The sequence below is a fragment of the Brooklawnia cerclae genome, from assembly GCF_011758645.1.
GTDB lineage: Bacteria > Actinomycetota > Actinomycetes > Propionibacteriales > Propionibacteriaceae > Brooklawnia > Brooklawnia cerclae.
On record NZ_JAAMOZ010000001.1, the window covers coordinates 1,782,240 to 1,808,974 of the forward strand.

The 26,735-nt window shown below is 67.6% G+C and carries 22 protein-coding genes and 2 tRNA genes; 5 read left to right on the forward strand and 19 right to left on the reverse strand.

Going from position 1 to position 26,735, the window contains the following annotated elements; genetic code table 11:
• Positions 1–34: 34 nt before the first annotated feature.
• Positions 35–2,314: an FtsK/SpoIIIE family DNA translocase gene (locus FB473_RS08255; protein WP_341770074.1), complete on the reverse strand. Its 2,280-nt coding sequence runs from the start codon at positions 2,312–2,314 to the stop codon at positions 35–37.
• 88 nt (positions 2,315–2,402) lie between these two features.
• Between FB473_RS08255 and FB473_RS18460 the strand changes: the two genes are divergently transcribed.
• Positions 2,403–2,540, forward strand: a complete 138-nt coding sequence (locus FB473_RS18460) for a hypothetical protein (protein ID WP_341770075.1) — start codon at positions 2,403–2,405, stop codon at positions 2,538–2,540.
• A 79-nt stretch (positions 2,541–2,619) separates the two neighbouring features.
• Here the strand turns inward: FB473_RS18460 and FB473_RS08260 are convergent, their stop codons facing one another.
• Genes FB473_RS08260 through leuC form a run of 5 tightly spaced genes read right to left on the reverse strand, consistent with a single transcriptional unit; the run spans position 2,620 to position 7,731 of the window.
• Positions 2,620–3,597, reverse strand: coding sequence for a thiamine-phosphate kinase (locus FB473_RS08260; RefSeq protein WP_167166362.1), 978 nt, complete (start codon positions 3,595–3,597; stop codon positions 2,620–2,622).
• A 47-nt stretch (positions 3,598–3,644) separates the two neighbouring features.
• A complete protein-coding gene (locus FB473_RS08265; protein ID WP_167166364.1) occupies positions 3,645–4,808 on the reverse strand; it encodes a D-alanine--D-alanine ligase family protein in 1,164 nt (387 codons plus the stop codon).
• Positions 4,809–4,863: 55 nt separating this feature from the next.
• Positions 4,864–5,661, reverse strand: a complete 798-nt coding sequence (locus tag FB473_RS08270) for a lysophospholipid acyltransferase family protein (protein WP_167166366.1) — start codon at positions 5,659–5,661, stop codon at positions 4,864–4,866.
• Positions 5,662–5,715: 54 nt separating this feature from the next.
• Complete coding sequence (leuD, locus tag FB473_RS08275; protein WP_167166368.1) at positions 5,716–6,321, reverse strand: 3-isopropylmalate dehydratase small subunit; 606 nt, start codon at positions 6,319–6,321, stop codon at positions 5,716–5,718.
• Between the two features lie 12 nt (positions 6,322–6,333).
• A complete protein-coding gene (leuC, locus tag FB473_RS08280; RefSeq protein ID WP_167166370.1) occupies positions 6,334–7,731 on the reverse strand; it encodes a 3-isopropylmalate dehydratase large subunit in 1,398 nt (465 codons plus the stop codon).
• Between the two features lie 51 nt (positions 7,732–7,782).
• Between leuC and FB473_RS08285 the strand changes: the two genes are divergently transcribed.
• A complete protein-coding gene (locus tag FB473_RS08285) occupies positions 7,783–8,508 on the forward strand; it encodes an IclR family transcriptional regulator (RefSeq protein WP_167166372.1) in 726 nt (241 codons plus the stop codon).
• 142 nt (positions 8,509–8,650) lie between these two features.
• Here the strand turns inward: FB473_RS08285 and FB473_RS08290 are convergent, their stop codons facing one another.
• The 5 genes from FB473_RS08290 to FB473_RS08310 form a co-directional block, all read right to left on the reverse strand.
• Entirely contained in the window at positions 8,651–9,547 is an 897-nt protein-coding gene (locus FB473_RS08290) for an NAD(P)-dependent oxidoreductase (RefSeq protein WP_167166374.1), read from the reverse strand.
• Between the two features lie 226 nt (positions 9,548–9,773).
• Positions 9,774–9,846, reverse strand: a tRNA-Glu gene (locus tag FB473_RS08295).
• Positions 9,847–10,015: 169 nt separating this feature from the next.
• Positions 10,016–10,087, reverse strand: a tRNA-Gln gene (locus FB473_RS08300).
• Between the two features lie 56 nt (positions 10,088–10,143).
• Positions 10,144–11,115, reverse strand: coding sequence for a CPBP family glutamic-type intramembrane protease (locus tag FB473_RS08305; protein WP_167166376.1), 972 nt, complete (start codon positions 11,113–11,115; stop codon positions 10,144–10,146).
• Positions 11,112–11,936 carry a fumarylacetoacetate hydrolase family protein gene (locus tag FB473_RS08310; RefSeq protein ID WP_167166378.1) on the reverse strand — a complete coding sequence of 275 codons (825 nt, stop codon included), beginning with the start codon at positions 11,934–11,936 and terminating at the stop codon, positions 11,112–11,114. Before FB473_RS08310 ends, FB473_RS08305 begins: the two co-directional genes overlap by 4 nt.
• A gap of 65 nt (positions 11,937–12,001) precedes the next feature.
• Here FB473_RS08310 and FB473_RS08315 point away from each other — a divergent pair, with 65 nt between their 5' ends.
• Entirely contained in the window at positions 12,002–13,279 is a 1,278-nt protein-coding gene (locus FB473_RS08315; protein WP_167166380.1) for a thymidine phosphorylase, read from the forward strand.
• Positions 13,280–13,547: 268 nt separating this feature from the next.
• On the opposite strand, the gene cimA is transcribed toward FB473_RS08315, so the two are convergent.
• Together cimA and FB473_RS08325 are read right to left on the reverse strand one after the other, a co-directional pair.
• Entirely contained in the window at positions 13,548–15,134 is a 1,587-nt protein-coding gene (gene cimA / locus FB473_RS08320; protein WP_167166382.1) for a citramalate synthase, read from the reverse strand.
• A gap of 128 nt (positions 15,135–15,262) precedes the next feature.
• A complete protein-coding gene (locus FB473_RS08325) occupies positions 15,263–16,345 on the reverse strand; it encodes a branched-chain amino acid aminotransferase (RefSeq protein ID WP_167166384.1) in 1,083 nt (360 codons plus the stop codon).
• A 176-nt stretch (positions 16,346–16,521) separates the two neighbouring features.
• Here FB473_RS08325 and FB473_RS08330 point away from each other — a divergent pair, with 176 nt between their 5' ends.
• Positions 16,522–17,622 carry a 3-isopropylmalate dehydrogenase gene (locus tag FB473_RS08330; protein ID WP_167166386.1) on the forward strand — a complete coding sequence of 367 codons (1,101 nt, stop codon included), beginning with the start codon at positions 16,522–16,524 and terminating at the stop codon, positions 17,620–17,622.
• Between the two features lie 41 nt (positions 17,623–17,663).
• On the opposite strand, the gene FB473_RS08335 is transcribed toward FB473_RS08330, so the two are convergent.
• From FB473_RS08335 to FB473_RS08360, 6 genes are all read right to left on the reverse strand, one after another.
• Positions 17,664–18,422, reverse strand: a complete 759-nt coding sequence (locus tag FB473_RS08335; RefSeq protein WP_167166388.1) for a DUF3152 domain-containing protein — start codon at positions 18,420–18,422, stop codon at positions 17,664–17,666.
• Positions 18,423–18,480: 58 nt separating this feature from the next.
• Positions 18,481–19,443, reverse strand: coding sequence for a PfkB family carbohydrate kinase (locus FB473_RS08340; RefSeq protein WP_208390486.1), 963 nt, complete (start codon positions 19,441–19,443; stop codon positions 18,481–18,483).
• A gap of 35 nt (positions 19,444–19,478) precedes the next feature.
• Positions 19,479–20,846, reverse strand: coding sequence for a sugar porter family MFS transporter (locus FB473_RS08345; protein WP_167166393.1), 1,368 nt, complete (start codon positions 20,844–20,846; stop codon positions 19,479–19,481).
• The gene (locus FB473_RS08350; RefSeq protein WP_243863512.1) at positions 20,843–22,411 is read right to left on the reverse strand and encodes a mannitol dehydrogenase family protein; all 1,569 of its coding nucleotides are present in this window, start codon (positions 22,409–22,411) and stop codon (positions 20,843–20,845) included. The genes FB473_RS08345 and FB473_RS08350 overlap by 4 nt, the downstream gene beginning before the upstream one ends.
• Positions 22,412–22,632: 221 nt before the next feature.
• On the reverse strand, positions 22,633–23,439 hold the full coding sequence (locus FB473_RS08355) for a DeoR family transcriptional regulator (protein ID WP_167166394.1): 807 nt from the start codon (positions 23,437–23,439) through the stop codon (positions 22,633–22,635).
• Positions 23,436–23,645 carry a hypothetical protein gene (locus tag FB473_RS08360; RefSeq protein WP_167166397.1) on the reverse strand — a complete coding sequence of 70 codons (210 nt, stop codon included), beginning with the start codon at positions 23,643–23,645 and terminating at the stop codon, positions 23,436–23,438. The genes FB473_RS08355 and FB473_RS08360 overlap by 4 nt, the downstream gene beginning before the upstream one ends.
• A 706-nt stretch (positions 23,646–24,351) precedes the next feature.
• Between FB473_RS08360 and FB473_RS08365 the strand changes: the two genes are divergently transcribed.
• Positions 24,352–26,703 carry a CaiB/BaiF CoA transferase family protein gene (locus FB473_RS08365; protein ID WP_167166398.1) on the forward strand — a complete coding sequence of 784 codons (2,352 nt, stop codon included), beginning with the start codon at positions 24,352–24,354 and terminating at the stop codon, positions 26,701–26,703.
• Positions 26,704–26,735 lie beyond the last annotated feature (32 nt).

Genomic DNA, 26,735 nt, shown 5'->3' on the forward strand with positions numbered 1-26,735 from the left:
GCTCACGGGCGGCAATCCCCGCCCGTGAGCGGCATCAGGAGCCCGAGCTGAGGTTGGTGAGCACCTCGTCCAGGTCGTCCGGCTTCACGAGCACATCGCGGGGCTTGCTGCCCTCCGAGGGCCCCACGACGCCCCGCGTCTCCAGGATGTCCATGATCCTGCCCGCCTTGGCGAAGCCGATACGCAGCTTGCGCTGAAGCATGGACGTCGACCCGAGCTGCAACTCGATGACGTGCCGGGCGGCATCGAGGACGAGCTCCAGATCGTCACCGATGTCCTCCGCCGGCTTCGCCGCCGACTCGGGGACGGTGGTCACGTCCTCCCGGTACTGCGGCTGCACCTGCTCCTTGATGAACTCGGCCACCTCACGGATCTCGGCCTCGGTGACCCACGATCCCTGCACGCGCATCGGCTTGGACGCGCCCATGGGCAGGAACAGGCCGTCGCCCTGACCGACGAGCTTCTCGGCTCCCGGCTGGTCGAGGATGACCCGAGAGTCGGTCATGGAACTGGTCGCGAAGGCCAACCGGGACGGCACGTTGGCCTTGATCAGCCCGGTCACCACGTCGATCGAGGGACGCTGGGTGGCCAGGACCAGATGGATGCCGGCCGCACGCGCCAACTGCGTGATCCGGACGATCGAGTCCTCGACGTCGCGCGGCGCGACCATCATGAGGTCGGCGAGCTCGTCCACCACCACGAGCAGATACGGGTAGGGCGTGATGACCCGCTCGCTGCCCTCGGGAAGCTTGATCTGCCCCGCACGCACCGCCTTGTTGAAGTCGTCGACGTGCCGGAACCCGAACGCCGCCAGGTCGTCATAGCGCTGGTCCATCTCGCGGACGACCCACTGCAGCGCGTCGGCGGCCTTCTTGGGGCTCGTGATGATCGGCGTCACCAGGTGCGGGATGCCCTCGTAGTGGTTGAGCTCGACCCGCTTCGGGTCGACGAGCATCATGCGCACCTCGTCGGGGGTCGCACGCATCATCACCGACGTGATCAGCGAGTTCACGAAGCTCGACTTGCCCGAGCCTGTCGCGCCGGCCACCAGCAGGTGGGGCATCTTGGCCACGTTCGCGATGACGTAGGCGCCCTCGACGTCCTTGCCGAGACCGACGGTCAGGGGATGATGGTCGTTGCGTGCCTTCTGGCTGCGCAGGACGTCGCCGAGCGAGACGACCTCCTTGTCGCGGTTGGGGATCTCCACACCGATCGCCGACTTGCCGGGGATCGGCGCGAGGATGCGCACATCGGCCGACCCGACGGCGTAGGCGATGTTCTTCGACAGGCCCGTGACCTTCTCGACCTTGACACCGCTGCCGACCTCGACCTGGTAGCGGGTGACGGTGGGGCCACGGGTGTAGCCGGTCACCGCCGCGTCGATGTCGAACTCGTTGAAGACCTCCTGGAGCTTACCCACGATCGCATCGGACGCCTCGGTGCGCGCCTTGGGCACGGTGCCCGCGCGCAGCAGCCCCGGGTCGGGAAGGGTGTACTGCACGTCTCCCGACAACTGCAACTGCTCGACGCGCTGCGGAGCGGGGGTGTGCTGCGGTGCCTCCAACTCGGGTGGCAACCCAGCCGTGGTCTTCTCCTTCGTCAGGGGCAGGGAGGGCTGCTCCAACTCGGCGGCATCGCCGGGCTCGTCCTGGCCGTCGGCGTCCGCATGCTCGGCGTCCTGCTCGTCGGCCTCACTCCGGTCGCCGACGATGGGGCTGTCGTAGGCCTCGTCCACGCCGAACCGCAGCTTCTCGGCGTGCGCCTGCCGCCCGGCACGGAACCGCTCGGCGCACCACTCGACCGCGGCGCGGCCGCCCTCGGCCCACTCGTGCAGGGGACGCCCGACGATCACCACCGCCCCGAACAGGCAGACGAGGGTGAGCACGAAGGCGGCGAGCCAGACCGGCAGCAACTGGGTGAGCATCGAACTCGCGACGTAGCCGACGATCCCGCCGTAGGACCGCATGAGCTCGGGATCCGACGGCGCGGGCAGCGGGGTATGGCTCAGGTTCACGATTCCGAGCAGGCCGAACAACGCCATCGACCAGCCGACGACCTGGCGACCGGCCGGGCCGTTGGCCAGCGGATTGCGCAGCGTCCGCCAGCTCATACCCAGCAGGAAGACGGGGAGGGCGTACGAGACCAGACCGAACACCGACGCCAGCCCGACGCGCAGCCCGTTGCCCACCGCACCGGGGATCACGATCCAGAAAGCGGAAGCGACCAGCACCGCCAACCCCAGCAGCCCCAGCCCGACCCCGTCACGCCTCAAGGCCGGATCGATCGCCGAGGCGCCGCTACCGATACCGCGCACAAGACCACCCAGCCCGTTCGCCAAGCCATGCCACACGGCCGATACGCCGCGGACAAGCGGGTTCTTCGGGGTCGTCGAACGTTTCGTCGTGCCCGATCGGCGCGACGAAACCTTCTTCGAGCTTCCGGACGCGCGCGAACTCGAGGACCTCGATCCCGACGAACGGGTCGAAGCGGCACGAGGCCGCGCCGGGGAAGATGCGCGGGTCGCCATGTGGGCAGACTAACCCCGCGCTGTGCGCGCGGGCGTCGTCCACGCCGGGGAGCACTCGATTCGTGAGACCGGGCGAGCGAGCACGCGAGCGCTCAGAGCGCCGAGAAGTGGGTCCATCCCGGATCGCCCTCCCAGTGGCGGCCGTCCACCAGGACGCACGGGCCCTCGTCCGGATCAGGGTCGACGACGCGTCCCACGACCTGCCAGTCGTCGGGGACGTCGTCCGGGGCGAAGGTCGCCGCCAAGGCATGGTCCTCGCCACCGGTGAGGACGAAACCGAGCGGGTCCTTGTTGATCGCCGTGGCGACCGCACGCACAGGATCGGCCACGTCGAAGCGCTCCGAGTCCAGGGCGATGCCGACCTCACTGGCGTCCGCAATGTGCCCGAGGTCTGCCAGCAGGCCGTCGGAGACGTCGATCATGGCGGTCGCCCCCGCCAACGCGGCCTCCTTGCCTGCCCCGTAGGGCACCTTGGGCGTGCGTTGTGAGTCCACCGCGGCTCTGGGTGACCGGAAGCCCCTCCCGAGCGCGGCGAGACCCGCCGCGGCCCATCCGAGGCGTCCCTTGACGGCCACGACCTGCCCGGGCTCGGCACCCGAACGCAGCACCGGGGTGCGTCCACCCGTCTCACCGATGACGGTGACACACACCGTGATGTCTCGTGCCCCGGTCATGTCGCCACCCACGAGCGCCACACCCGCGAGGTCCGCCTCCTCGCGCACCCCGGTCATGAACTCCTTCACCCAGCTCACCGGGAGGTCGGGAGGCGCCCCGAACCCGATGACCATGGCCACCGGCGAGGCTCCCATCGCCTCCAGATCGGCGACGTTGACCGCGACCGACTTGTGGCCGACGTCGGCCGCGCTCGACCAGCTGCGGCGGAAATGAACGTTCTCGACGAGCATGTCGACGCTGGTGACCGACGAACCGTTCACCAGGAAGACGGCCCCGTCGTCGCCCGGCCCCACCGAGACCGCCGGAGGCAACTCCAGCCGTCGCGTCACCTGGGAGATCAACCCGAACTCCCCGATGTCGCGAATGGTCTGGGGACCAGCGCCGGAAGTCGTCATGACGCAACCGTAGCGCCTTCACCCCGACAGGGCGGGACGCAGGGCTGCTAGCGGATGACTCCGACTTCCCTGCCGAGCGCCTGGTCGAGGAGATCGGTGATGAGGGAGCGGTAGTCGATACCGCTCGCCTGCCACAGGCTCGGGAACATCGACAGCTGTGTGAAGCCGGGCATCGTGTTGACCTCGTTGACCACGACTTCGCCGTCGGCGGTCACGAACGTGTCGACACGCGCCAGCCCTTCGGCTCCGATGGCCTCGAAGGATCCCGCGGCGAGCTCGCGGACGCGGGCCTCCACTGCCTCGTCGAGTTCCGCCGGCACCCGCAGGTCGACCTCGCCGCTCTTCGGCAGGTACTTGGCCTCGTAGTCGTAGAACGCGTCATCGGTGTGGACGACGATCTCGCCCGGCCGGGACGTACGAGGCAGCCCCGCACGCTCACGCGGCCCCAGGACGGCGCACTCGACCTCGCGGGCCTTGACGAATCCCTCCTCCACGACCACCTTCGGGTCGAACCGGTGGGCATACGCGATCGCGTCGGCCAGTCCCGAGGGGTCGGTGACACGGACGATGCCCACCGACGACCCCCCTCTGGCCGGCTTGACGAACACGGGGAACCGCAGGCGAGCGGCCACCCGGTCGCAACACGCCACGGGGTCGGAGACCCACTGCCCCGGGAGAAGCACCTCGTAGGGCCCGATCGGCATTCCGGCCGCGGCCAATGCCACCTTCATCAGGTGCTTGTCCATGCCGACCGCGCTCGCGGCCACACCCGATCCCACGTAGGGCAGCCCCAGCATCTCGAACTGGCCCTGGATGGTGCCGTCCTCCCCGTAGGCCCCGTGGAGCAGGACGAGGGCGACGTCCACGCCCACCGGATCGACGAGGCGGTCGTCCTCGACGCCCGCCATCACCACACCGTCGGGGCGGCGTATCAGCGCCGCGCACGGAGCGTCGTCACCCAGCGCGGGCAACGTACCGTCGTCGGTTCGCAGGGCCTCGACGTCCGCGAGTTCCATACGATGCCACGTACCCGATTTCGCGATCCCGATCCCGTGCACCTCGAACCGGTCGGTGTCGATGGCGCCGGCGACGCAGGCTGCCGTCAGGCACGAGATCTCGTGCTCGGTACTCTGCCCGCCGAACACGAGCGCAACCCGTGTACGACCGGGTGCGCCGCCGGAGCTTGTGCCGTTGGATGCCGACTCTGCCATGGTCTTCCTTTCGGGCGATGCGCCCCTCAACCCTACAATCCGTGCCGGCCGACGATCAGACGACTGCCTCGTCGCGGGGGACGCGCGCCTTCCGCCGGGGAAGCCAGCGTCCCTGTGGTGCGCTCAGGCCTCGTGCTTGCTCGGCCATAGCGGTGATCGCGTCCATGATTCTCGCCGTGGCCGGGCGTACGGTCTCGCGGTCCTCGGCACGGCCCGCGAATTCCGAGAGGTCGACGGGATCACCGCAGATGACCGTCACCGGGTAGCGCCCGCGCTTGAACGGCCGGAAGGGGCGGATCCCGCGCGGCGGCACCGCGAGGTTCGCACCCCACTGACCGATGGGGACGACCGGCGCCCCGGTGCGAAGGGCGAGTCTGGCCGCCCCGGTGTGACCCGCCATCGGCCATTCGTCGGGATCGAAAGTGATCGTTCCCTCGGGATAGATGACCACGGCCCTGCCCTGGTCCAGCATCGCTTCCGCGTCCCGGAGTGAACCCGCGGCCGCCGTGCTGCCCCGGTGCACCGGAATCTGCTCGGCGGCCCGCAGCGCCGCGCCCAGCACCGGTATCTCGAACAGGTTGGCCCGCGCCAGGAAGTGCGGCCACCGCCCGTTGTAGGCCAGGTATTCCCCGACGATCACCGGATCCAGCGAACTGACATGATTCGCGACGAAGATCACGGGACCACGACGCGGGACGCGCTCGCCCTGGCGCCAGTCGGTCACCGTCAGCAGCCGCATCACACGATGGGCGACCACCGCAGCAACGGCCAGGGTGCGGTTGGCCGGCTCGTGATTGACCCGCCCCAGCAGGCCCCGATAATGAGGCCCGGGGGCTGCGACGCCCGAATCCATGCCCCCATCCTGCCCCAACGACAGGCTTCAGGGGTCATCGCCCCCGTGGCGCCGTCAGTCGCCGAGCGGCGCCGGGATCGTCGTGGGCTTGAACGAGGGACGCTGAGCCTCGAAGGCCACGATCTCGTCCAGGTGCCGCAGAGTCGACCCGATGTCGTCCAGTCCCTCGATCAGGCGGCCGGCGGTGTAGTCGTCGATGTCGAACGGGAAGCCGTGGTCGCCGGCGATGATCGTCCTGCTGGGCAGGTCGACCGTGAGCTCGGTGCCCGGCGCCCGCTCGATGTAGGCCCACAGCTCCTCCACCACCTCAGGCGCCACGGTCGCGATCAGCAGGCCGGCCTTGCCCGAGTTGCCGCGGAAGATGTCGCCGAAACGCGAGCCGATCACGACCCGGAAGCCGTAGTTCTGCAGAGCCCATACCGCGTGCTCGCGCGACGATCCCGTGCCGAAGTCGGGCCCGGCTACCAGGATCGATCCGCTGGTGTAGGCAGGCTGGTTGAGGACGAAATCGGGGTCCTTGCGCCAGGCCGCGAACAGTCCGTCCTCGAAGCCGGTGCGAGTGATCCGCTTGAGATAGACGGCCGGGATGATCTGGTCGGTGTCGACGTTGCTGCGGCGCAACGGGACCGCGACGCCTGTGTGGCTGATGAACTTCTCCATGTCAACTGCCTCTCAGAGGTCGGACGGCGCCGCCAGGCGCCCGATGACGGCGGTCGCCGCGGCAACTGCCGGACTGACCAGATGGGTGCGGCCACCCTTGCCCTGGCGGCCCTCGAAGTTGCGGTTGCTGGTGGACGCGCTCCGCTCGCCAGGGGTCAGCTGGTCGGCGTTCATGCCCAGGCACATGGAACAGCCCGCGGCCCGCCATTCCGCGCCGGCCGCCACGAAGACCTCGTCCAGCCCCTCGGCCATCGCCTGCTCACGCACGCGCGCCGAGCCCGGGACGACCAGCATGCGCACGCCATCGGCCACCTGGCGTCCCTTGATCACACCGGCGGCGAGCCGAAGGTCCTCGATCCGGCCGTTGGTGCAGCTTCCGAGGAAGACCGTGTCGATCGGGATGCTGCGCATCGGGGTACCCGCCGTGAGCCCCATGTAGTCGAGTGCCCGCTGAGCGGTGGTCCGGGCGACATCGTCGCCGTACTCGGTCGGGTCGGGAACCACCGCGCTGAGCGGAACTCCCTGCCCGGGATTGGTTCCCCAGGTGACGAAGGGTGTCAGGCCGGACACGTCGAGATCGACCTCGGCGTCGAACACAGCATCGGGATCGGTGTGCAGCGTCCGCCAGTAGGTCAGGGCCGCGTCCCAGTCAGCCCCCTGCGGCGCGTTCGGACGACCCTGCAGGTAGTCGAAAGTGTTCTGATCGGGGGCGACCATGCCCGCACGCGCGCCCCATTCGATCGACATGTTGCAGATCGTCATCCGGCCTTCCATCGACATGTTCTCGATGGTGTCGCCGCGGTACTCGACCATGTATCCCTGGCCGCCGCCGGTGCCGACCTTGGCGATCAGCGCGAGGACGACGTCCTTGGGCGTCACGCCCTCGGCGAGGCTGCCCGTGATGTTGACGGCCATGGTCTTCGGTCGCGACTGGGGCAGGGTCTGGGTGGCCAGCACGTGCTCCACCTGCGAGGTGCCGATTCCGAAGGCCAGTGCGCCGAAAGCGCCGTGCGTCGAGGTGTGTGAATCCCCGCACACGATCGTCATGCCCGGCTGGGTGAGCCCCAGCTGCGGGCCGATGATGTGGACGACGCCCTGGTCGCGGTCGCCGAGCGAATGGATCGGCACACCGAAGTCGGCGGCGTTCTTCCGCAGCGTCTCGATCTGCGTCCGGCTGACGGGGTCGGCGATCGGCTGGTCGATGTTGAGGGTCGGGGTGTTGTGATCCTCCGTGGCCAACGTCAGGTCGGGACGTCGCACATCTCGCCCGGCGAGCCGCAGGCCCTCGAACGCCTGCGGGCTCGTGACTTCGTGACACAGATGCAGATCGATGTAGAGGAGATCCGGCTCGCCCTCGGCACTGCGGACGACGTGATCATCCCAGAGCTTCTCACTCAAGGTCTTACCCATGAGTGCCATGGTGCCATTGCTGCCCACTCTTTGAGATGATAATCTCACGTTATGGACGAATCCTCTGGCGTGGGCGTGCTTGACAAGGCCGCGATGGTGCTGGCGGCACTCGAGTCGGGACCCATGACACTCGCCGGGCTGGTCCAGTCGACCGGGCTCGCCCGGCCGACCGCGCACCGCCTCGCGGTAGCCCTCGAACATCATCGGCTGGTCGGCCGCGATCTGCAAGGCCGTTTCATCCTCGGCCCCAGACTGGCCGAGCTGGCCGCCGCCGCGGGCGAAGACCGGTTGCTGGTGACCGCCGGCCCCATCCTCTCCCGGCTCCGTGACATCACCGGCGAATCGGCCCAACTCTTCCGGCGACAGGGGGACGCCCGGGTCTGCGTCGCGGCGGCCGAGCGTCCCAGCGGACTGCGCGACTCGATTCTCGTGGGCAGCCAACTGTCGATGAGTGCCGGTTCGGCCGCCCAGGTGCTACTCGCCTGGGAGGAACCGGAGCGCATCCAGCGCGGGCTGGCACATGCCAACTTCTCCGCCGTCGCGCTCACGGCCGTGCGCCGCAGGGGCTGGGCGCAGTCGGTGGCCGAACGCGAACCCGGTGTGGCCTCGGTGAGCGCTCCCGTGCGCTCCCCCGGCGGCAAGGTGATCGCCGCGGTCTCCGTGTCGGGGCCGATCGAACGCCTCACCCGCCAGCCCGGCCGCCTGCACGCCGCCGCGGTGATGGCCGCAGCCGAGCGCCTCAGCGAGGTACTGCGCCGAACCGGTGCCGACGAGTAGACCTGCCTACGAACGAGAAACGCACGAGAATCTGACGCTCGATGGCCCCATGGCCCCGATGTGTGCCAGTAGAGGCATCTGGCGTCAGATTCTCGTGCGGATCCGTGGCTGCTCCGGGTCGTGAGCCGGCAGCCGACCGGCGTCAGGCCTGCTCGGCCGGGCGCTCCTCGATGTACTTCTGGACGATGGCGGTGTCGTCCCAGCCCCAGCCGGCGTCCACCACACCCTGGAACGCCTCCAGCAGTCGGTCACCCTGGACACTCGGCGTCCCCGTGCGACCCGCCTCGTCCAGGTAGGCGAGAAGGTCCTTGATCCAGAAGATCGCCGCGCCCGAGACCGCGTAATCCTTGGCGATGAAACGCGGCGCCTTGTCGGTCATGATCGTGCTGCCCGCGTAACCGCCCTTCATCAGGTCGAAGAGCTTCTGGAGGTCGAGCCCGGCTCGTTCGGCGACCACGGCGGCCTCGGCGTTGGCGACGATGTTCGCCGCGCAGATCAACTGGTTGCAGGCCTTCGCGACCTCACCGGCGCCCGTCGGCCCCAGGTGCACGGGCCTGCCGGCGAGTTGCAGATACGGGAGCGCCTTGGCGACCAGGTCGTCCGCGCCGCCGACCATGATCGACAGCGTGCCGGCCTTGGCCCCCACCTCGCCACCGGAGACCGGGGCGTCGATGACGCGGACACGTCCTTCGGTGGCCTGTGAGATCTCGGCGTCCAACGTCCGTACCGCGTCGGGGGCGACCGTGGAGCATACGACGAGCAGCAGTTCCCCGTCGACCCCGGCGAGCAGCCCGTCGGCACCCTCCAGCACCGCACGCACCTGCGGCACGTCGGGCACCATGAAGAAGACGACGTCGGCCGCAGCGCCCAGTTCACGCGCCGTCGGTGCCCACACCGCGCCGCCCTCCAGCAGATCGGTCACCCGCTCGGACGAGATGTCATGGAGAACCATGGTGTCGCCCTCGGGCAGGGAACCGAAGATGTGGCCCGCCATCGGGCGTCCCATAGTGCCGAGTCCCACGAATCCGACTGTCGTCATTGATGCCTCCTGATCTGGTTGCTGGCCCGCGAAAGCCTACGGCACCGGTCCGCCGCGCCGGAAGACCGCCCGAGAGGCGGCGCCGCGACGCTGCCGTCCGCCGTCGAGGACCACTTCGGAGACCGGATCCGGGTCCCCGTGCGCGCACGTGGCGGAAGAAACGATCAGGCCCGTGCCCGGCTGCGTCCGAAGACGCCTGCCGGGCACGGGCCTGCTCGAGCCTGGGTAGCCCCGAGCGGATTCGAACCGCCGTTACAGCCTTGAGAGGGCCGCGTGCTAGGCCACTACACTACGGGGCCATCGAACCGAGCTCGCCTTCCGGTTCGCTCGCCTCATGGATCTTCAATTGTCACAACGATGCGCCCCGCAGCACGGGGCCCAAGCAGGCTACCGGATCGGCAACCATCGGCCAAGTCTAGACCGATGATGCTTGCCAGGTCTCGTTTCCGTGACCTGCGGCATCCTGCGTTGGGGTACCAGGACTCGAACCTGGACTGACGGAACCAGAATCCGGCGGGCTGCCAATTACCCCATACCCCAGTCCGTGCGGCGTGTGCGCAACGACGAGTAACAATAGCGGATGGACGCGCGTCGCATCAAACCGGGCGGCCCCTGAGGAAGGGTCGCGTCCCCTCCCCTGCGGAGGGAGTGACAGTGGCCACCCGCATGCGCCGACCGACGAGCCAGGCGGCAACCGCCACCAGCGCATAGCCCAACAGATCCCAGGCGGTGGTCGCCCACGTGGAGACCTGCATCGTCCGGGCCTGCGCCAACCCACCCGACAGCACCGCATAGCTGAACGCGAACACGTTGTTCACGGCGTGCGCCGCGATCGACGCCTCGAGTCCCCCTGTGGCCACGACCAGCACGCCGGCGAGCAACCCGAACCCCAGCCGGTCGACGAACAGCGGAAGGTTCTGTGTGCCGTGCATGAGCGCGAACACCAGCGCCGACCCGATGACGGCGTACACCGCGCGCTGGCCGATCGCCCCGGTCGCCTGCAGCAGGTAGCCACGGAAGAGGAACTCCTCCCCCGCCGCCTGGAGCGGAGCGGTGAGGACGATCACCAGCAGCCACCAACCGACCTGGGGGCTCGGATTCCACGTGAACGGCTCACCGATTCGCGACACCCAGTAGACGGTGTTGAGACCCACCACCGACACCAAGGCACATGCGAGCGCGTAGCGCCACCGGAAGCCCGGTTGCACCGAGCACAGCCAGCGGGGATGCCGATGGTGTATGTAGCGGACGACGGCCATGGCCAGGACGATCAGGGACGCGATGGCGACGTGCGTGGCCACCGTCCCGTCGATGTACTCGTACTCCAGCGCGGCGGTGCGGAACGCCTCGAACGTGTCGGGTCGTCCCCGCGCCAGCCAGGTGGCACCGGTGATCAGATAGGCGATGCCGGGCACGAGGATCGCATACCCGGCGAGCACCGCCAAGACACCGCCGATCGCCCGCATGGCTCCCGTCGTGACCGGTTCGATGCGCAGGGTCGCGGCGTAGTCCACGCCCTCCGGCGGCTCCTCGAGGTCGTCGCCGGGGGCCCAGAGCGGGTTCCTCACCGGGCCGACTCGTCGTCCGGGACGTCGTCCACGACCGGGTTCGTGAGCGTTCCGATGCCGTCGATCTCTACGCTGACCTGCTGGCCCGCGAGCATCGGCCCGACGCCCTTGGGGGTGCCGGTGAGAAGCACGTCGCCCGGGAGCAGGGTCGTGAACTGGGAGACGTGGCTCACCAGCCGCGCGATGTCGTAGACCATGAGGGCGGTCGACGAGTCCTGCTTCACCTGCCCGTCGAGGGAGGTGACCAGCGACAGGTCCTGGGCCTCGTCCAGGCCGAGATGGGTGACGATCCAGGGGCCGAGCGGGCAGAACGTGTCGAAGCCCTTCGCCCGCGTCCACTGGCCGTCGCCGGCCTGCAGGTCGCGCGCGGTGACGTCGTTCGCACAGGTGTACCCGAAGATCACCTCGGCGACCCGGTCGGCGGGCACCTTGCGGCAGATGCGCCCGATCACGACGGCCAGTTCACCCTCGTAGTGGACGTTCTGCGAGATCGCCGGCCGGACGATCGGATCGCCGGGCCCGATCACCGAGGTGTTCGGCTTCATGAAGATCAGCGGCTCGGGAGGTACCTCGCTGCCCAGTTCGGCGGCGTGCTCGACGTAGTTCTTGCCGACGGCCAGCACCTTGCTGCGCGGGATCACAGGGGCGAGCAGCCGCACGTCGTCCAGGGCCAGACGCTCACCGGTGTAGTTGACCGGGCCCGCGAGCGGGTCGGCGTCGATCACGGCGACGGTGTCGGGGAACTGACCCTGGTCGGATTCGAGCTCCACAAGCCCGAAACGGGGATCCTCGCCGGCGGTGGCGAAACGAGCGATACGCATGGGCGCGAGTCTAGTGCCACCCGCCCATGCGCTCGTCGCTCGTCCCGGACGCCATACTTGTGCCCATGACCACCTACAGCGCCGTCGAACTGATCCGCTCCAAGCGGGACGGCCACACCCTCGAGCCCGACGCGATCCGGTGGCTCATCGACGCCTACACCTCCGGGCGCGTGGCGGACGAGCAGATGTCGGCCATGGCGATGGCCGTGTTCTTCCGGGGAATGACCGACGCCGAGTTGTCGGTGTGGACGCAGGCCATGATCGACACCGGCGAGCGCATGACCCTGCCCGGGCTGGCGCGTCCCACGGTCGACAAGCACTCCACGGGCGGGGTCGGTGACAAGATCACCCTCCCGCTGGCGCCACTGGTGGCCGCCTGCGGCGCCGCGGTGCCGCAGTTGTCGGGCAGGGGGCTCGGCCACACCGGCGGCACGCTCGACAAGCTGGAGTCGATCCCCGGTTGGCGGGCTGAGCTCGGAGGCGACGAGATGCTGGCGCAGTTGCGCGACGTGGGTGCCGTCGTCTGCGCCGCGGGCACGGGCCTGGCGCCCGCCGACCGCAAGCTCTACGCTCTGCGCGATGTCACCGGCACCGTCGAGTCGATCCCCCTGATCGCGAGCTCGATCATGAGTAAGAAGATCGCCGAGGGGGCGCAGGGCCTCGTCCTGGACGTCAAGGTTGGCAGCGGCGCTTTCATGACCAACGAGCCTGCGGCTCGCGAACTGGGCGAACGCATGGTGGCGTTGGGCCGGGACGCAGGCGTCCGCACGGTCGCGCTGCTCACCGACATGGACGCGCCGCTGGGCCTGACGATCGGCAACGCCCTGGAGGTGCGCGAAGCGGTCGAGGTGCTCGCCGGGGGCGGGCCGGGCGATGTGGTCGAGCTGACCCTCGCGCTGGCACGCGAGATGCTCGCGCTCGCCGGGTTGGACGCCGATCCCGCCGAGGTACTGGCGTCCGGCCGGGCGATGGACGTGTGGCGACGCATGATCGCCGCCCAGGGGGGCGATCCCGACGCCCCCCTGCCGGTGGCCCGTCACAGCGAGGTCGTGGCCGCCGAGGCCTCCGGCGTCGTCCAGCGGATGGACGCGATGGCGCTCGGTGTGGCGTCGTGGAGGCTCGGCGCCGGGCGCACACGCAAGGAGGACGCGGTGCAGGCGGGCGCGGGCATCGAGTTGCTCGTCCGCCCCGGCGATCGCGTCGTGGCCGGCCAGGGGCTGCTCGTCTGCCACACCGACACCCCGGAGGCATTCACGGCTGCCCGGGAGGCGCTGGCGGGCGGCATCGAGATCGGCGAGCAGTCGGCTCCTCCGCGTCCGCTGATCATCGACCGGATCGTGTAGTCACGGCGGGCCGACCACGCCCGACTCAACCGGACGGAGCCTCCAGACGTCCCTTCGACAGGCTCAGGGACCGAAAATCAACTCGACAGGCTCAGGACCGAAAATCAACTCGACAGGCTCAGGGACCGAAAATCGACTCGACAGGCTCAGGGACCGGAGACCGACCCGACAGGCTCACAGTCGGGAGATCGACCGAGCCACAGTGTCCCTCCGACAAGCCCAGGGAGCAGGCGCCGACTGAACTCGTCGAAGCCGCCCCGCAGCGGGGTCAGTAGCCCTTGATCAGCCCGTACAGGTAGGCGTCCGACAGCGCCTCCCAGGACGCCTCGATCACGTTCGTCCCGACGCCCACCGTCGTCCATCCGTGCCGCCCGTCGCTGGTGTCGATGAGGACGCGCACCGTGGCGTCCGTGCCCCGGCCCTCGTCCAGGATGCGGACCCGGTAGTCGGTGAGTTCATAGCCCCTCACCTGCGGGTATGCGGGCTCCAGCGCTTTCACCAGGGCCCCGCCGAGCGCGTTCACCGGGCCGTTGCCCTCGCCGATCTCGGCGCGGCGCTCGCCCTTCGCACGAAGTTTCACGGTTGCCTCCGACGCGTCGGGGCTCACCTGACCGGGCACCTCCTCGGTGAAGACGCGCCAGCCGATCAGTTCGAAGGGCTGCTCCAACCGGCCGGTCATCGAGCGGACGAGCAGTTCGAAGGACGCGTCGGCGGCCTCGTAGGAGTACCCCTGCGCCTCGCGCTGCTTGACCACGTCTGTGATCTGCCCCGCGAGCTGCCGATCGGACAGGTCGATGCCCAACTGCTGACCCTTGATCTGGATGCTCGCCCGCCCGGCCATGTTGCTGATCAGCATCCGCATGTCGTTGCCCACCAGCTCGGGCCGGGTGTGCTGATAGAGGTCCTCGTTCACCTTGATGGCACTGGCGTGCAGCCCCGCCTTGTGGGCGAAGGCCGAACTGCCCACGTAGGGCTGCCGGGTCACGTGCGGCTGGTTGGCGATGTCGGCGATGGCATGGCTGGTGTGAGTGAGCCCCGCGAGCCGCTCCGGGGCGAGCACCGGCCACCCGTACTTCAACTGCAGATCGGCGATCAACGTCGTCAGATCCATGTTCCCCGTGCGCTCGCCGTAGCCGTTGACCGTTCCCTGAACGTGCATCGCGCCCGCGTCGATCGCGGCCAGGGAGTTGGCCACCGCGCACCCTGAGTCGTTGTGGCAGTGGACTCCGAGATCCACCCCGATCTGGGCCGCCGCGGAGACCACGTCGCCCATCCTGCTGGGCAGCATGCCCCCGTTGGTGTCGCACAGGATGACGACCTCGGCCCCCGCTTCCGCCGCGACCCGGATGACATCGAGCGCGTAGGCCCGGTTGGCCCAGAACCCGTCGAAGAAGTGCTCGCAGTCGACGAACACGTGCTTGCCGAGATCGACCAGGTACGACACCGTGTCCTCGATCATGGCGAGGTTCTCCTCGGTGGTCGTCCGGAGGGCCTGCAGGACATGCGTGTCGTGCGACTTCGCGACGAGACAGATGTAGTCGGTGCCCGCGTCGACCAGGGCACGGGTGAGCGGGTCCGTGGCCGCCCGGCCGCCCGCCTTGCGGGTTGCCCCGAACGCGACGAGCTTCGCACTGGTCAACGACAGCTCCTGGGGAGCACGGGCGAAGAACTCGGTGTCGGCGGGGTTGGCACCCGGCCAACCGCCCTCGATGAACGTCACCCCCAGGTCGTCCAGGTAGCGCGCGATCCGGAGCTTGTCGTCCACCGTCAGGTGGATGCCCTCCTGCTGGGCGCCGTCGCGCAGCGTCGTGTCGTACAGGTGGAACTCGTCCGGCATGGCCGGTGTGGTGGGCATGGAACCTCCAGGTTGTGCCGGGACGCCGTTGGCGGGCATGGCCCCCATCGTCCCCGACGACTATCCCGGACGCAAGGAATCTCGCGAGCCGGGACGATCGTCGCGGCCCGGCCGTCACCCCGGCGAGGTCAGCAGACCTTCTGCGTCCAGCCGAACGGATCGTCCACGCGCCCGTACTGGATGTCGAGCAGCAGGTTGCGCAGCGGCAGCGTACGGGTGGCGCGGTCGACGTCGATCACGTACTCGTGGCCGTCGTCCTTGAGCGAGCGGATGGGCGTGATCACCGCCGCGGTGCCACACGCGAACAACTCGCGGACGGTGCCGTCGCCGATGCCCGTGACGACCTCCTCGAGGCTCACGCGGCGCTCCACCGGGGTCAGACCCAGCTGCGGCGCGACCTTCAGCAGGGAGTCGCGTGTCACGCCCGGCAGGATGTTCCCGTTGAGCTCGGGAGTGACCAACTGGTCGTCGCTGGTGATCATGAAGAAGTTCATGCCACCCAGTTCCTCGATCCAGCGGCGCTCGGCGGCGTCCACGAACAGCACCTGGCTACAGCCCTGGGCGTAGGCCAACTCCTGGGGCAGCAGGGACGATGCGTAGTTGCCGCCGCACTTGGCCGAGCCGGTACCGCCGGTCGCCACACGGCTGTACTCCTTGCTCACCCAGATGTCGACGGGTGCGACGCCACCGGAGAAGTAGGAGCCCACGGGGCTGGCGATCACCGAGTAGAGAACGCGTTTCGACGGGCGCACACCGAGGAACGACTCGCTGGCGAGCATGAAGGGACGCAGGTAGAGGCTCTGTTCCTCACCCGAGGGCACCCACCGCTCCTCCAGGGCGACCAGCTGCCGCACACTGGTCACGAAATCGGACTCGGGCAGCTCCGGAAGCGCAAGCCGGACGGCCGAGTTGCGGAAGCGGGCCGCGTTGGCCTCCGGGCGGAACAACCAGACCGAGCCATCGGCGCGCCGGTACGCCTTCAGCCCCTCGAAGATCTCCTGCGCATAGTGATAGACGGCGCCGGCCGGGTCGAGCGTCAGCGGTGAGTAATCGACGATTCGATCGTTTTCCCAGCCGTCCTCGGCGGTCCAGTTCGCCACTGCCATGTGGTCGGTGAAGTACTTGCCGAACCCCGGATCGGCGCACACGCCCGCGATCACGTCGTCCGCCAGATACGTGGGATTCTGCGGAGGATCGAACAACAAAGCCATGGGGTGCAGCCTAGTTGTCTTGCCTTGCGAGGTGAACCAGGGGGCACATGGTGAACCTTCCCGCGTCACCGGTCGCCCCCCAGGCTTCGGCGTCGTGGGGGGGTCCGGGCGATCCTTGCCGGCAAAGCCGTGAGATCCGGGCCGGCGCGCACCGCTCACCCGTATACATTGCCGGTATGACTGCTGAATCCAGCACCGGACTGCCCAGCGCCGCCCCCGCTCGCCCGAACATCGCCGTCATCCCGGGTGACGGCATCGGCCCCGAGGTGGTCGCCGAGGCGCTGAAGGTGCTCACGGCCACCGTCGGCCCGGACGCCTTCACCTTCACCCACTACGACCTCGGGGCAGATCACTGGCTCGACACCGGTGAGGTGCTCAACGACGACACACTGGCCGACCTCGCCACCAAGGACGCGATCATCCTCGGTGCCGTGGGTGCCGCCCCCGGCAGCACAACCGTCCCCAGCGGGCTCCTGGAGCGTGGTCTGCTGCTCAAGCTGCGATTCGCGCTCGACCAGGACGTCAACCTGCGCCCCAGCAAGCTCTACCCCGGTGTCCGCAACCCCCTCGCGCCATGGGTGACATGTGGCGGGGACGTGGACTTCGTCGTCGTCCGCGAGGGAACCGAGGGTCTGTACGCCGGCAACGGCGGCTCGCTGCGCAAGGGGACCCCGGACGAGGTCGCCACGGAGGTGAGCGTCAACACCGCCTTCGGTGTCGAGCGGGTGATCCGGTATGCGTTCCAGCTCGCGATCCGCAGGCGAGGCCATCTGACCCTGCTGCACAAGCACAACGTCCTGGTGCACGCGGGCGGCCTGTGGAACCGCGTGTTCACCGAGGTCAGCAAGGAGTTCCCCGGGGTCACGACCTCCTACCTGCACATCGACGCCGCCACCATCGCCATGGTCACCGACCCTGCACGGTTCGATGTCATCGTCACCGACAACCTGTTCGGCGACATCATCACGGACGAGGCCGCGGCGGTCACGGGCGGTATCGGCCTGGCGCCCAGCGCGAACATCAACACCGCACACACCTTCCCGTCGATGTTCGAGCCCGTCCACGGTTCGGCGCCCGACATCGCCGGCAAGGGGATCGCCGATCCCACGGCCGCGATCTCGTCCATGGCGCTCATGCTCGACCACCTCGGGCGCCCTCGGGACGCCGCCCGCATCGAGGCCGCCGTGGCTGCCGACATGGCCGGACGAACCAGCGCGACCCGCCACACCTCCGAGATCGGGGACGCGATCGCGTCACTGGTCGCCGGGGCGTCCTGATCCCGTCGACGGCGCGCTCCTGAGCCGACGATCCCGTCGGCTCAGGTCTGTGCCGCCTCACCGGTGACATCGGGCCAACCGTTTGGCAGGCATCCTCCGAGGTCGATGCTCTGCTGCTGCATCACCGGTGACAGGCCACCGGCGGCAGGACAGCCGACATGACCGAAGCCGATGTAGTGCCCCACCTCGTGGTTCACCAGGTAGACGTGGTAGTCGTCAACCGATTCGGACGACCATGTGGGCGTGGCGTAGAACCAGCGATCGGAGTTCAGATTGACTCCGTTGCCTACCCGGCAGCTCCACAGCCCACCCGCGTTGAGGTCGCCGCAGGCCTGATCGACGGTCGGGGGCGAGCCGATCGTGATGACCAGATCGGCCGGCGATCCGCCGGGCACAAGACTGAACGCGACTCGTTCTCCGCTCGACCAGCCACGCGGGTCGTCCAGGATCGACTGCACCTGCGTGGCCACGGCGTCCGGATCGAGCGGCACGCTCGACTCGACTCGCACCACATAGGTGCGCACGTCGGGGTTGGCGGTGGTCGTCGGGATCGCGATGGTGTTGGTGGCGAACACGCCGGTGCTCGTCAGGCCCGATCGCACCACTCCGTCTGCACCCGTGGACGCCGGGGTCGGGGCGCCGGGGGCATAGGACGAACTCATGGCGTCCGGCTCCCCCGCCGGCGACACCGTCGTGTCGACCGCCGATCCCGCGGTCGAAGACTCCGAAGAAGGCGCGTCCGGATCGTCGCTCACCGTCCCCGAGCATGCGGTGAGTGCCCAGCAGACCACGAATGCCATCGGCAACATGATCCGACGACGGGCAGAACGGGCGGGATGTGGGCTCACCCCACCCAATCTAGACAGACACCGATCCTGCCGGGTTGTCGGCGTTGCCAGAATTCGCCGTTGCACCCAGCATCCGGCTCACTTCGTCCCTGGTGGGTGGCTGCGCCCCCGGTCTTGTGCAATTGATGGCCGCTGCCGCCGCCGCGTAACGAAGGGATGGTTCGATCTGACTCCACCTGGCGGTCGGAAGCCGACGCACCGCTTCGGGATTGCCGAGCAGGCCCGCGTCGCACAGGCCTGAGATCAGTCCGGCCATGAATGTGTCTCCTGCGCCCACGGTATCCGCCACGTCCTGTGTGGGATAGGCGGCAAACGTCTCTCGCCCCTGCCCAGCCGACGCGGCTGTGTATCCGTGTGACCCGTCTGTGATCACAGCGAGAGGCACGCCGAGCGCTTGCCAGCGGTCCAGCACATCCGCGGTGCTCACATGGGGATAGAGCCACGCCAGATCCTCTGTGGAAGCCTTCACGACCGAACACTTCGAGATCAGCCACTCGGCGGTTTCGCGGGCATATTCGGGTGAGCCCATGAGCGCGGGTCTGATGTTGGGGTCATAGGACACGGTGCAACCGAGTTCCCGTGCGCGGACGAGACGGGGTATCGCCTCGCACCCGAACGGGAGAATCGCACCGATGGAGCCGACATGAACATGCGCGTCGGTGGGAGGCTCCAGCCCGTTCTCCGGCTTCCAGTCGATATCGAATTCGTAGACGGGTTGGCCGCTCGAGTCGAGCCGGGCGACCGCCGTCGAGGTGCGCTCTGCCGCGAAACTGCCTGGCGTGAGAACCACGCCGTCGTCACGCATGGCCTGGACGATCCGTCGGCCTCGGCTGTCTCGGGCGAGGCGTGTGGACAGGAGCACTTCCAGATCAAGCCGCCCGAGTGCGCGGGCGACATTGGCGGGGCTGCCACCAACGTGTTCCGTGGGGGCTCCGGCACGGGGGATCACGATGTCGGTCAGCGCTTCGCCCACGACCAGGACAGTGGCGCGGCGGCGTGGTGTGGGCGTCATGGTTGGCTTATCAGGTCGTGGGACAGCGCCTCAAGACTGCGTCCTTTGGTCTCGGGCAGCAGTTTTAGGACGAACAAGAACGCCAGAGCCGTCATCAACGCGAAGAAGCCGAAGTTGGGCGCCGCGCCGAACCGGGCGAGGGTCGACGGGAACACAAGAGCCACGGCGAGGTTGAACAGCCAGTTCAGCGACCAGGCCAGCCCGACCGCGCCTGCGCGAATACTGAGAGGGAACAGCTCGGGCAACATGACGGTTTGGATCGGCCCCCACGACATGGCGAAAGATGCCACGTAGACGGCGACCCCTGTCACCGTGACAGCCGTGGCCGTCGAGTTGTGGCCGCTGGCCAGGCCAGTTCCCGTGCTGGTGGCCAGGAACACCATGGCGGCGCACATCCCCGCAGAACCGATCAACAGCAGCGGTCGTCTACCGAGCCGATCCACCAGAGCCATCGCTGGCAACGTCATGAGAAGGTTCAGAAAGCCGATAACGGCGTTCGCCAACAGTGCGCCTCGCGCATCGAAACCCACATTGGTCAGGAGGGTGGGCGCGTAGTAGATGACCGTATTGATACCTCCGAAGTTCTGGAAGAACACCATGAGCAGCGCGACCACGAAGATGGGCCGCAGTCGGGCCGACACGATGTCACCAAACTTCAAAACCCTCGTGGTGCGGGCTTCGGAGGCCACGTCTCGCTCGATCTCGGCAAGCTCTGCCCTCGCCACCTCGGGATCACGCCGCAACCGCGACAGCACCGCCAGCGCCCGTTCGGGTGCGCTGCCCGATCGGACGAGCCATCGTGGGGACTCTGGCAAGCCGAGGGAACCGACGAACAACAGCACCGCAGGCACGCCGCCCAGGGCGATCATCCAACGCCACGCCCCGGTTGGGCTGAGCACCAGGTCGATCACGTAGGCGACGCAGATGCCGGTGGTGATCAGCAGTTGCATGAGGGACGACAACGCACCCCGGATGTGAGCCGGGGCCAACTCACTCAAGTACATCGGTACCGTCACCGAGACCAGTCCCAAGCCAAGGCCCAAGACGACCCTCGCCCCCACGAGCATGGGCGTGCTCACGGCCAGGGAGGCCACCACGGTTCCGACGATGAACACCAACCCGCCGATACCCAGGACCGGCTTGCGGCCCAGCCGGTCGGAAACCTTGCCGCTGGCGAATGCGCCGATCATCGCACCGAACAGCAATCCAGACACCACCAAGCCTTGCGTCAGCGGTGTGAGCGGGATGTCCCGGTCGATGAACAGCAGCGTGCCGCCGATCACTCCGGAGTCGTAGCCCCATAGCAACCCACCCAGCGCCCCGAAAAACCAGATCGCGGCATTGGAGCCTGACTTACGTGTCATGCCCCTACCTCCTCGAGAAGATCGGCCAGCGTTGCGCGGACCCTGCGAGTCCGCAACGAAGCGAGCGCCTGACGGTACAGTTCGGCGAATTGGGGAGTCTCGGCCAGGTCACCGAAGTAGTCGGCCTGGCGCAGAAACGCGAGCGGGTCAGCGAGGCTCGCCGCAGCGGCCTTGCGCACATCGGCTTCGGCCTGGTCCACAATCTCGATGGCCTTGCCGGACTCGTCGAGCCCTTCCGCGTATCTGGCCCACGAAGCGACGATGGCTGCCGAAAGGCCCACGGGACCGCCCACCGCGAGTCGATCACGCACGACCGGGAGCAGGAACTGCGGGATTCGGTCAGAGGTCTGCTCGGCCAGCCGAGCCACCGTGTCGCGTATCTGCCGATTGGCGAATCGGCTGAGCAACTCGTCCTTGTACGCCGACAAGTCCACGCCAGGCACGGGCCGCAATGTCGGTGTGGCTTCGATATCCATGTACGCGCGCACAAAACGGGCGAGCAGCGGGTCAGAGGCGGCCTCGTCCACATACCCGATGCCGAGCAGTGAAGCGAAGTACGCCAGCCCTTGATGGGACGCGTTCAACAGGCGCAACTTCATTCGCTCGAATGGCTCCACGTCGGCGGCCAACTGCACTCCCGCCGCCTCGAGCGGGGGCCTCCCGTAAGGGAAATTGTCCTCCAATGCCCACTGCTTGAACCGCTCGCACACCACCGGCCAAGCGTCCTCCACACCGAAGACTCGTGCCAGATGCTCGCGGTCGGCGGCGGTCGTCTTCGGAGTGATCCGGTCAACCATCGAGGACGGGAATCGCACGGACGCGCCGATCCATTCCGCCATCGCCGGATCGCGCAGGGTCGCATACCCGATCAGCGCGGCCCGCGCCACCGCCCCGTTACCGGGAATGTTGTCGCAACTTGCCACAACGAACGGTGGAACGCCCAACAACTTACGCACAGTCAGCGCGTCGTACAGGAAACCGAATACGGTGCGGGAAGGAGCGCCGGCCACCTCCGCTTGAACGTCGAGATTGTCACCGAGGAACCCGCCGGTGAGTTGGTCTATGTTGTAGCCGCCTTCTGTGATTGTGAGGGTCACGATACGGATGGCAGGGTCGGCCAGCACCGCGACGACCTTTTGGCGGTCGGCGGGTGCATGGTGATAGGCGACCATCGAGCCAACAACCCGTGCCTGGACTGACCCGTCCTGTCCTTTGGTCACGACCGTGTAGAGGCAGTCCTGCTTCCCGAGGGCCTCGGCCATGGGAGCGTCCTGGGGCAGCAGACCGATGCCGACGATGCCCCAGTCCATGGCCTCGCCGACATTCATCAAGTCGTCGAGATAGACCGCTTGGTGGGCCCGGTGGAAGCCGCCGACTCCGATGTGCGCAATTCCCGGCGTCACCGCGGCACGGTCGTAGGCGGGAACCATGACATTTTCGCCGAGCAGGCCCACGGTGTCGTTGCTGAGTTTGACCGCAGTTGTCACGGGAGCACCCACCGGGACGGGGCGCGGATTCGGACAGTCCTGTGAAAGGGGCTGTCTTCTGTACTGACTCATCAGCATCTCCTTTGATGTGGCTTACCGTCGAACTCGACGAGCCTCGTGAGTCGGTGGTACACCGCTCCCCCGTGCCCTCAAAGTGCTCGGCGGGCGGAACGGGCAACAGTCGCCGCCCCGCGGAGCAACGCCTGCGTCAAACCTGACCGCGCGCGCTGATGAGAAACCGAGAATCGGCCACCGGAGATGATGGGACGGTCACAGACCGGTCAGGTGGCCGCGAAAGCTCACACGCGTACCAATGCCGCCCCGGCATCCACAAACCGGCGGGCGCGAGCAGCCGTCAGCTCTCGGCCGGTCACCACCGCCTCGAAATCTGTCAGCTTGGCGAACTGAACCATGGCCGTCACGCCGAACTCGTGGTGAGCTCCCATGAACAAGCGTCGCCGGGAGACTCCCATCGCAGTCCGCTTGACTTTCGCCACTGCCTCGTCAGGAGTCGTCATACCGCCCGTATCGCTCACACCGTTGGCCCCGATGACCGCCAGGTCCAGATGCAGCTGGGACAGTGCATCCTCGACCGACGGGCCGACAGTCCCCAACGTGTTGCCCCGGACCCGCCCGCCCAGCAACTGCACGTGGAGATTGGGTCGATCCGCCACGTGGTAGGCAATCGGCACCGACGCCGTGACGATCACCAACTCACGCTTCTCAGGAAGGGATTGCGCCAACAGCAGCGGATGAAAGCCCTCGTCGATGAAGACCGTCTGCGCCTCCCCGAGTCGCCGAACCACCTCGGCGCAAATCCGCCGCTTCTCTTCCAGGTCGCGCTGGGACCTGAACTGGAGACCCGTCTCATAGGACGAGGACTCCACCGGCATGACCACGCCTCCGACACGTTCCAGCAGCCCGGCGTCCTCCAACACCCGTACGTCGCGCCGTAGCGTTTCGACGGACACTCCCAAGTGCTCCGACAACTGCTGGACAGACAGGCGGCCCTCCGCGCGCACCAACCCGAGCAACGCCCGCCGACGGTCATCCGGCGCGACCGGTACCGACTTAGCGACATTGCCGCTGAGGGGGTGTTCGCTCACGGGGCGATTCTAACGATGGCCAGCAGGATTTGGCTCTCGAAGTAGTGGAGCCAGTTCTTCGGACAGCCCGGCGCTGCGACGATGCGTAAATCGACGCGCCCATTGCGCCTGCTGGCCGCTCCCGTTTTCTCAGTGTCCGGGAACACCTCTGCGTCGGCACTGATCATTTCGTCGGTGATCCGGACGATACCCGGCGCCTCATCCACGCGGTGGAATCCCCCTGATGACACCGCTCATCCGCCAGCGAACGCACAGTCCGAGACACCCACCGCGAACCTTCCCCCCGAAGCTGGGACACGGGTGTCGGACGATCAAGACCGTCAAGCTGCTTGACATTCGTAGGTGTCTGTCAGTAGCTTCGTGCCCATCGACACAACGCGATGTCCTACAGGCGACAGACCGACTCTTCCAGTGAGTCATTCCGCGGATTCCTTTCACGGACGCTGTACAGGAGCAATCGCAACCAGCAACACCAATCAAGCACCGGGGGTTTTCAGCGTGGGACAGCGCAGAAGGTCATGCGAACCAGGCTTGGTCGTCATGCCCAGCTGTTGTTGTCTTTTCTGCTGAGCTACTTCGCGGTGGTTTCCTTCCACGTTCTTCGCCTTTCTTGAACGAAGGACGAGCGGTCGCTGCTCGATCCGGTTCGGGAAACAATCCGGTCGCTGAGGTGTGTTGACCCTCAATATCCCCACAGGTCCACGGTGCGCAATTCCTGTGCGCCTGATCGGTCGTGCGCCACCACACAAACGTCATCCCAGCCAGTGAAAGAAATCCTATGCTCGACTATCCATCTCCCGTCATTTTCCTTCCGCGGAGGCACCGCCGACTCGTGGAATCGCAGTCCCACGCCGATCGAAACCGTGGCGCGACCACAAGCCCGAAGCTGCTCACCGGGAAGGCGGTCGTCGCATGAGCAAGGGTGGGGAGGCACTCGTCCGGAAATTGCTCGGAACCGCGCGATCGGGACCGCTGCGAGAACTCGTGATCGTTCAATTGACCCAGGGACTAGCCGGCGAGTTCGCTGGCGCGATCCTCAGTGATCACCACGCTGTGGTGGTCATCGCCGAAGACGCCGCCCAGGGTGCGCCGCTTCGTCGTCGCCACGACGGGAAGAGCAGTTCCCTCCAGTTTCAATCCGAGGCACGAGGCAAGTTCTCGTATGCCGTGGACTTGCACTCCCACTCGGGGCGGCAAGCTCTGCGTCGGCTACTCGACGCGGCCGACGGGCTGATCGAGGATCTCGGTCCGGGCGGTTTGGAAGGCCTCGGGCTCGACCCCGAGGATCTTCATCGATCCAACCCGCGTCTGGACATCCTCCGGATCTCCCCGTTCGGCTTGGACGGCCCGCGACGCGGTGAGCCCGGCGACGACCGGATCGCACAGGCATTCGGCGGAACGGCGTATGTCACGGGGTTCCCCGGCACTCCCCCGCTGCACGTCGCCACGCCCATCGCCGACCTGACCACCGGACTCCAGGGGGCGAACGGCCTACTTCTGGCCTTGCTGGACAGGTCCCAGCAAGGCCAGGTCATCGACCTGGCCCTCTACGAGACGATCTTGCGGCTGCAAGAGGAAGCTCTCATCGAGTACGTTCACGACGGCACCGTGCGCGAACGAGTCGGCAACGAATACGGGCACACCGTACCCTCCAGCCATTTCCTCACCAACGACGGGCATTGGGTCGCGGTCAGCGCCACCAGCCGACCCACCTTTGCAGCGCTGTGCCGTGCCATTGAGTCACCCGACGCCGCGAGCAGGCCGGAGTTCTCCGACGAGGCACGTAGTTCCCACCGCGAAGAGGTGAATGCGATGATCCAGGACTGGATCGGCGCACACTCCCTCGGCGAGGTGGAGCGCGCCTTCCGACAGGAGGGAGCCCCTGTATCCCTCATACGCTCGATCGACGACATCCTCGCCAACGAGCACATTCGAGCCGCACGGATGATCGAGGAAGTGACCGGCGAGGACGGGACGCCCTTCACCACCACCGGACGTGCGCCCCAGCTCGTCGGCGTTGATGAACCCCTCGGAAGTGTGCCCGCCGTCGGACAACACACCGAGGCCATCAACCGCTGGCTTGCGGAGCAGACCCCCGGGGCCACAGACCTGCAGGATTCCCCGGCGCACTCAACCCCTCTCGCCGGACTCAAAGTGTTGGATCTCGGCCACTTCATCGCCGGACCGTTCGCCGGCGCGATCCTGGCGGAGTTCGGCGCCGATGTCGTGAAGGTCGACCGGCCTCAGGCGGCTGCACCATCCGCCCATTCGACCGTCTACACCTTCTTCCGATCGCTGAATCGTGGGAAGCGCGGCCTTGAACTTGATCTGAAGCGGACCGAGGGACGTGACCTCCTCCGAGCACTGATCTCACGGACGGATGTCGTGATCGAGAACTACCGTCCTGGCACGCTCGAATCGTGGGGGCTGTCGCCCGAGGAACTCCTTGCGATCAACCCCGACCTGGTCGTGTTGAGGATCAGCGGGTTCGGCCAGACCGGACCGGATGCTGCACGCCCCGCCTTCGACCGTGTCGGCCTCGCGGCAGGTGGCCTGTCGTACCTCGGAGGTGTGAGGGACCGACCGCCGCTTCGACCCGGGGTGTTGCTCAGCGACTACACCGCCGGCCTGTTCGGGGTGTTCGGTGTGCTCACCTCGTTGATCGGCGTCCGCCAGGGCGACGGTGGGCGAGTGGTCGACACATCCCTCGTCGGATCGATCGTCCGACTGCTCGGCGATGTGCCGGCGCTGCGAACGGCCGCCGGAGTCGCGCGCGAACGCGACGAGGCCCGCTGGAGCGGATACGAATACGACGTGTCGACGGCAGACCGCGCAGGTACCCCGTTTGTCGTGTCGGCCCACGACGCCACTCAGGCCGGTCAGGCGCTGGCTCACCTCGGGTTGCCGTACCCCGAACACAGCCTCACCGCCGACCAGTTCTCGGACGCCATCAAGCACTGGTCCGCCGAACGCGACGCGTCGAAGGCCATACACGAGGCACAGCAGGCCGGGCTCGCGGCCACCCGGAGCCTTTCGATCGCCGACCTGGTCGCGGATGCCCACGTCCGGGCCAGGCAGAACATCCACATGGTGACCGATTCGTCCTTCGGGACTGTCCCCATCGTGGTGGGGACCCCGCGGTTCTCAAGATCCGTCACGGCACCGGTCACGATCGCGGCCGCACCGGGCCTCGATGCCGCCGACATCCTCGAACTCCCCGTGGACGAACTCGGCCGGCTGCGCCGTGAGGGCGTCGTCGGATAGCGCGGCATGCGGTGACCCGCTTTTCCCGACCA

Excerpts from the sequence above, each read along its gene's own strand:
- FB473_RS08260 (WP_167166362.1), bottom strand. The coding sequence starts at position 3,597 with ATGACGACTTCCGGCGCTGGTCCCCAGACCATTCGCGACATCGGGGAG.
- FB473_RS08265 (WP_167166364.1), bottom strand. The coding sequence starts at position 4,808 with ATGGCAGAGTCGGCATCCAACGGCACAAGCTCCGGCGGCGCACCCGGT.
- FB473_RS08270 (WP_167166366.1), bottom strand. The coding sequence starts at position 5,661 with ATGGATTCGGGCGTCGCAGCCCCCGGGCCTCATTATCGGGGCCTGCTG.
- leuD (WP_167166368.1), bottom strand. The coding sequence starts at position 6,321 with ATGGAGAAGTTCATCAGCCACACAGGCGTCGCGGTCCCGTTGCGCCGC.
- leuC (WP_167166370.1), bottom strand. The coding sequence starts at position 7,731 with ATGGGTAAGACCTTGAGTGAGAAGCTCTGGGATGATCACGTCGTCCGC.
- FB473_RS08285 (WP_167166372.1), top strand. The coding sequence starts at position 7,783 with ATGGACGAATCCTCTGGCGTGGGCGTGCTTGACAAGGCCGCGATGGTG.
- FB473_RS08290 (WP_167166374.1), bottom strand. The coding sequence starts at position 9,547 with ATGACGACAGTCGGATTCGTGGGACTCGGCACTATGGGACGCCCGATG.
- FB473_RS08310 (WP_167166378.1), bottom strand. The coding sequence starts at position 11,936 with ATGCGTATCGCTCGTTTCGCCACCGCCGGCGAGGATCCCCGTTTCGGG.
- FB473_RS08315 (WP_167166380.1), top strand. The coding sequence starts at position 12,002 with ATGACCACCTACAGCGCCGTCGAACTGATCCGCTCCAAGCGGGACGGC.
- cimA (WP_167166382.1), bottom strand. The coding sequence starts at position 15,134 with ATGCCCACCACACCGGCCATGCCGGACGAGTTCCACCTGTACGACACG.
- FB473_RS08325 (WP_167166384.1), bottom strand. The coding sequence starts at position 16,345 with ATGGCTTTGTTGTTCGATCCTCCGCAGAATCCCACGTATCTGGCGGAC.
- FB473_RS08330 (WP_167166386.1), top strand. The coding sequence starts at position 16,522 with ATGACTGCTGAATCCAGCACCGGACTGCCCAGCGCCGCCCCCGCTCGC.
- FB473_RS08335 (WP_167166388.1), bottom strand. The coding sequence starts at position 18,422 with ATGGCATTCGTGGTCTGCTGGGCACTCACCGCATGCTCGGGGACGGTG.
- FB473_RS08345 (WP_167166393.1), bottom strand. The coding sequence starts at position 20,846 with ATGACACGTAAGTCAGGCTCCAATGCCGCGATCTGGTTTTTCGGGGCG.
- FB473_RS08350 (WP_243863512.1), bottom strand. The coding sequence starts at position 22,411 with ATGCTGATGAGTCAGTACAGAAGACAGCCCCTTTCACAGGACTGTCCG.
- FB473_RS08365 (WP_167166398.1), top strand. The coding sequence starts at position 24,352 with ATGAGCAAGGGTGGGGAGGCACTCGTCCGGAAATTGCTCGGAACCGCG.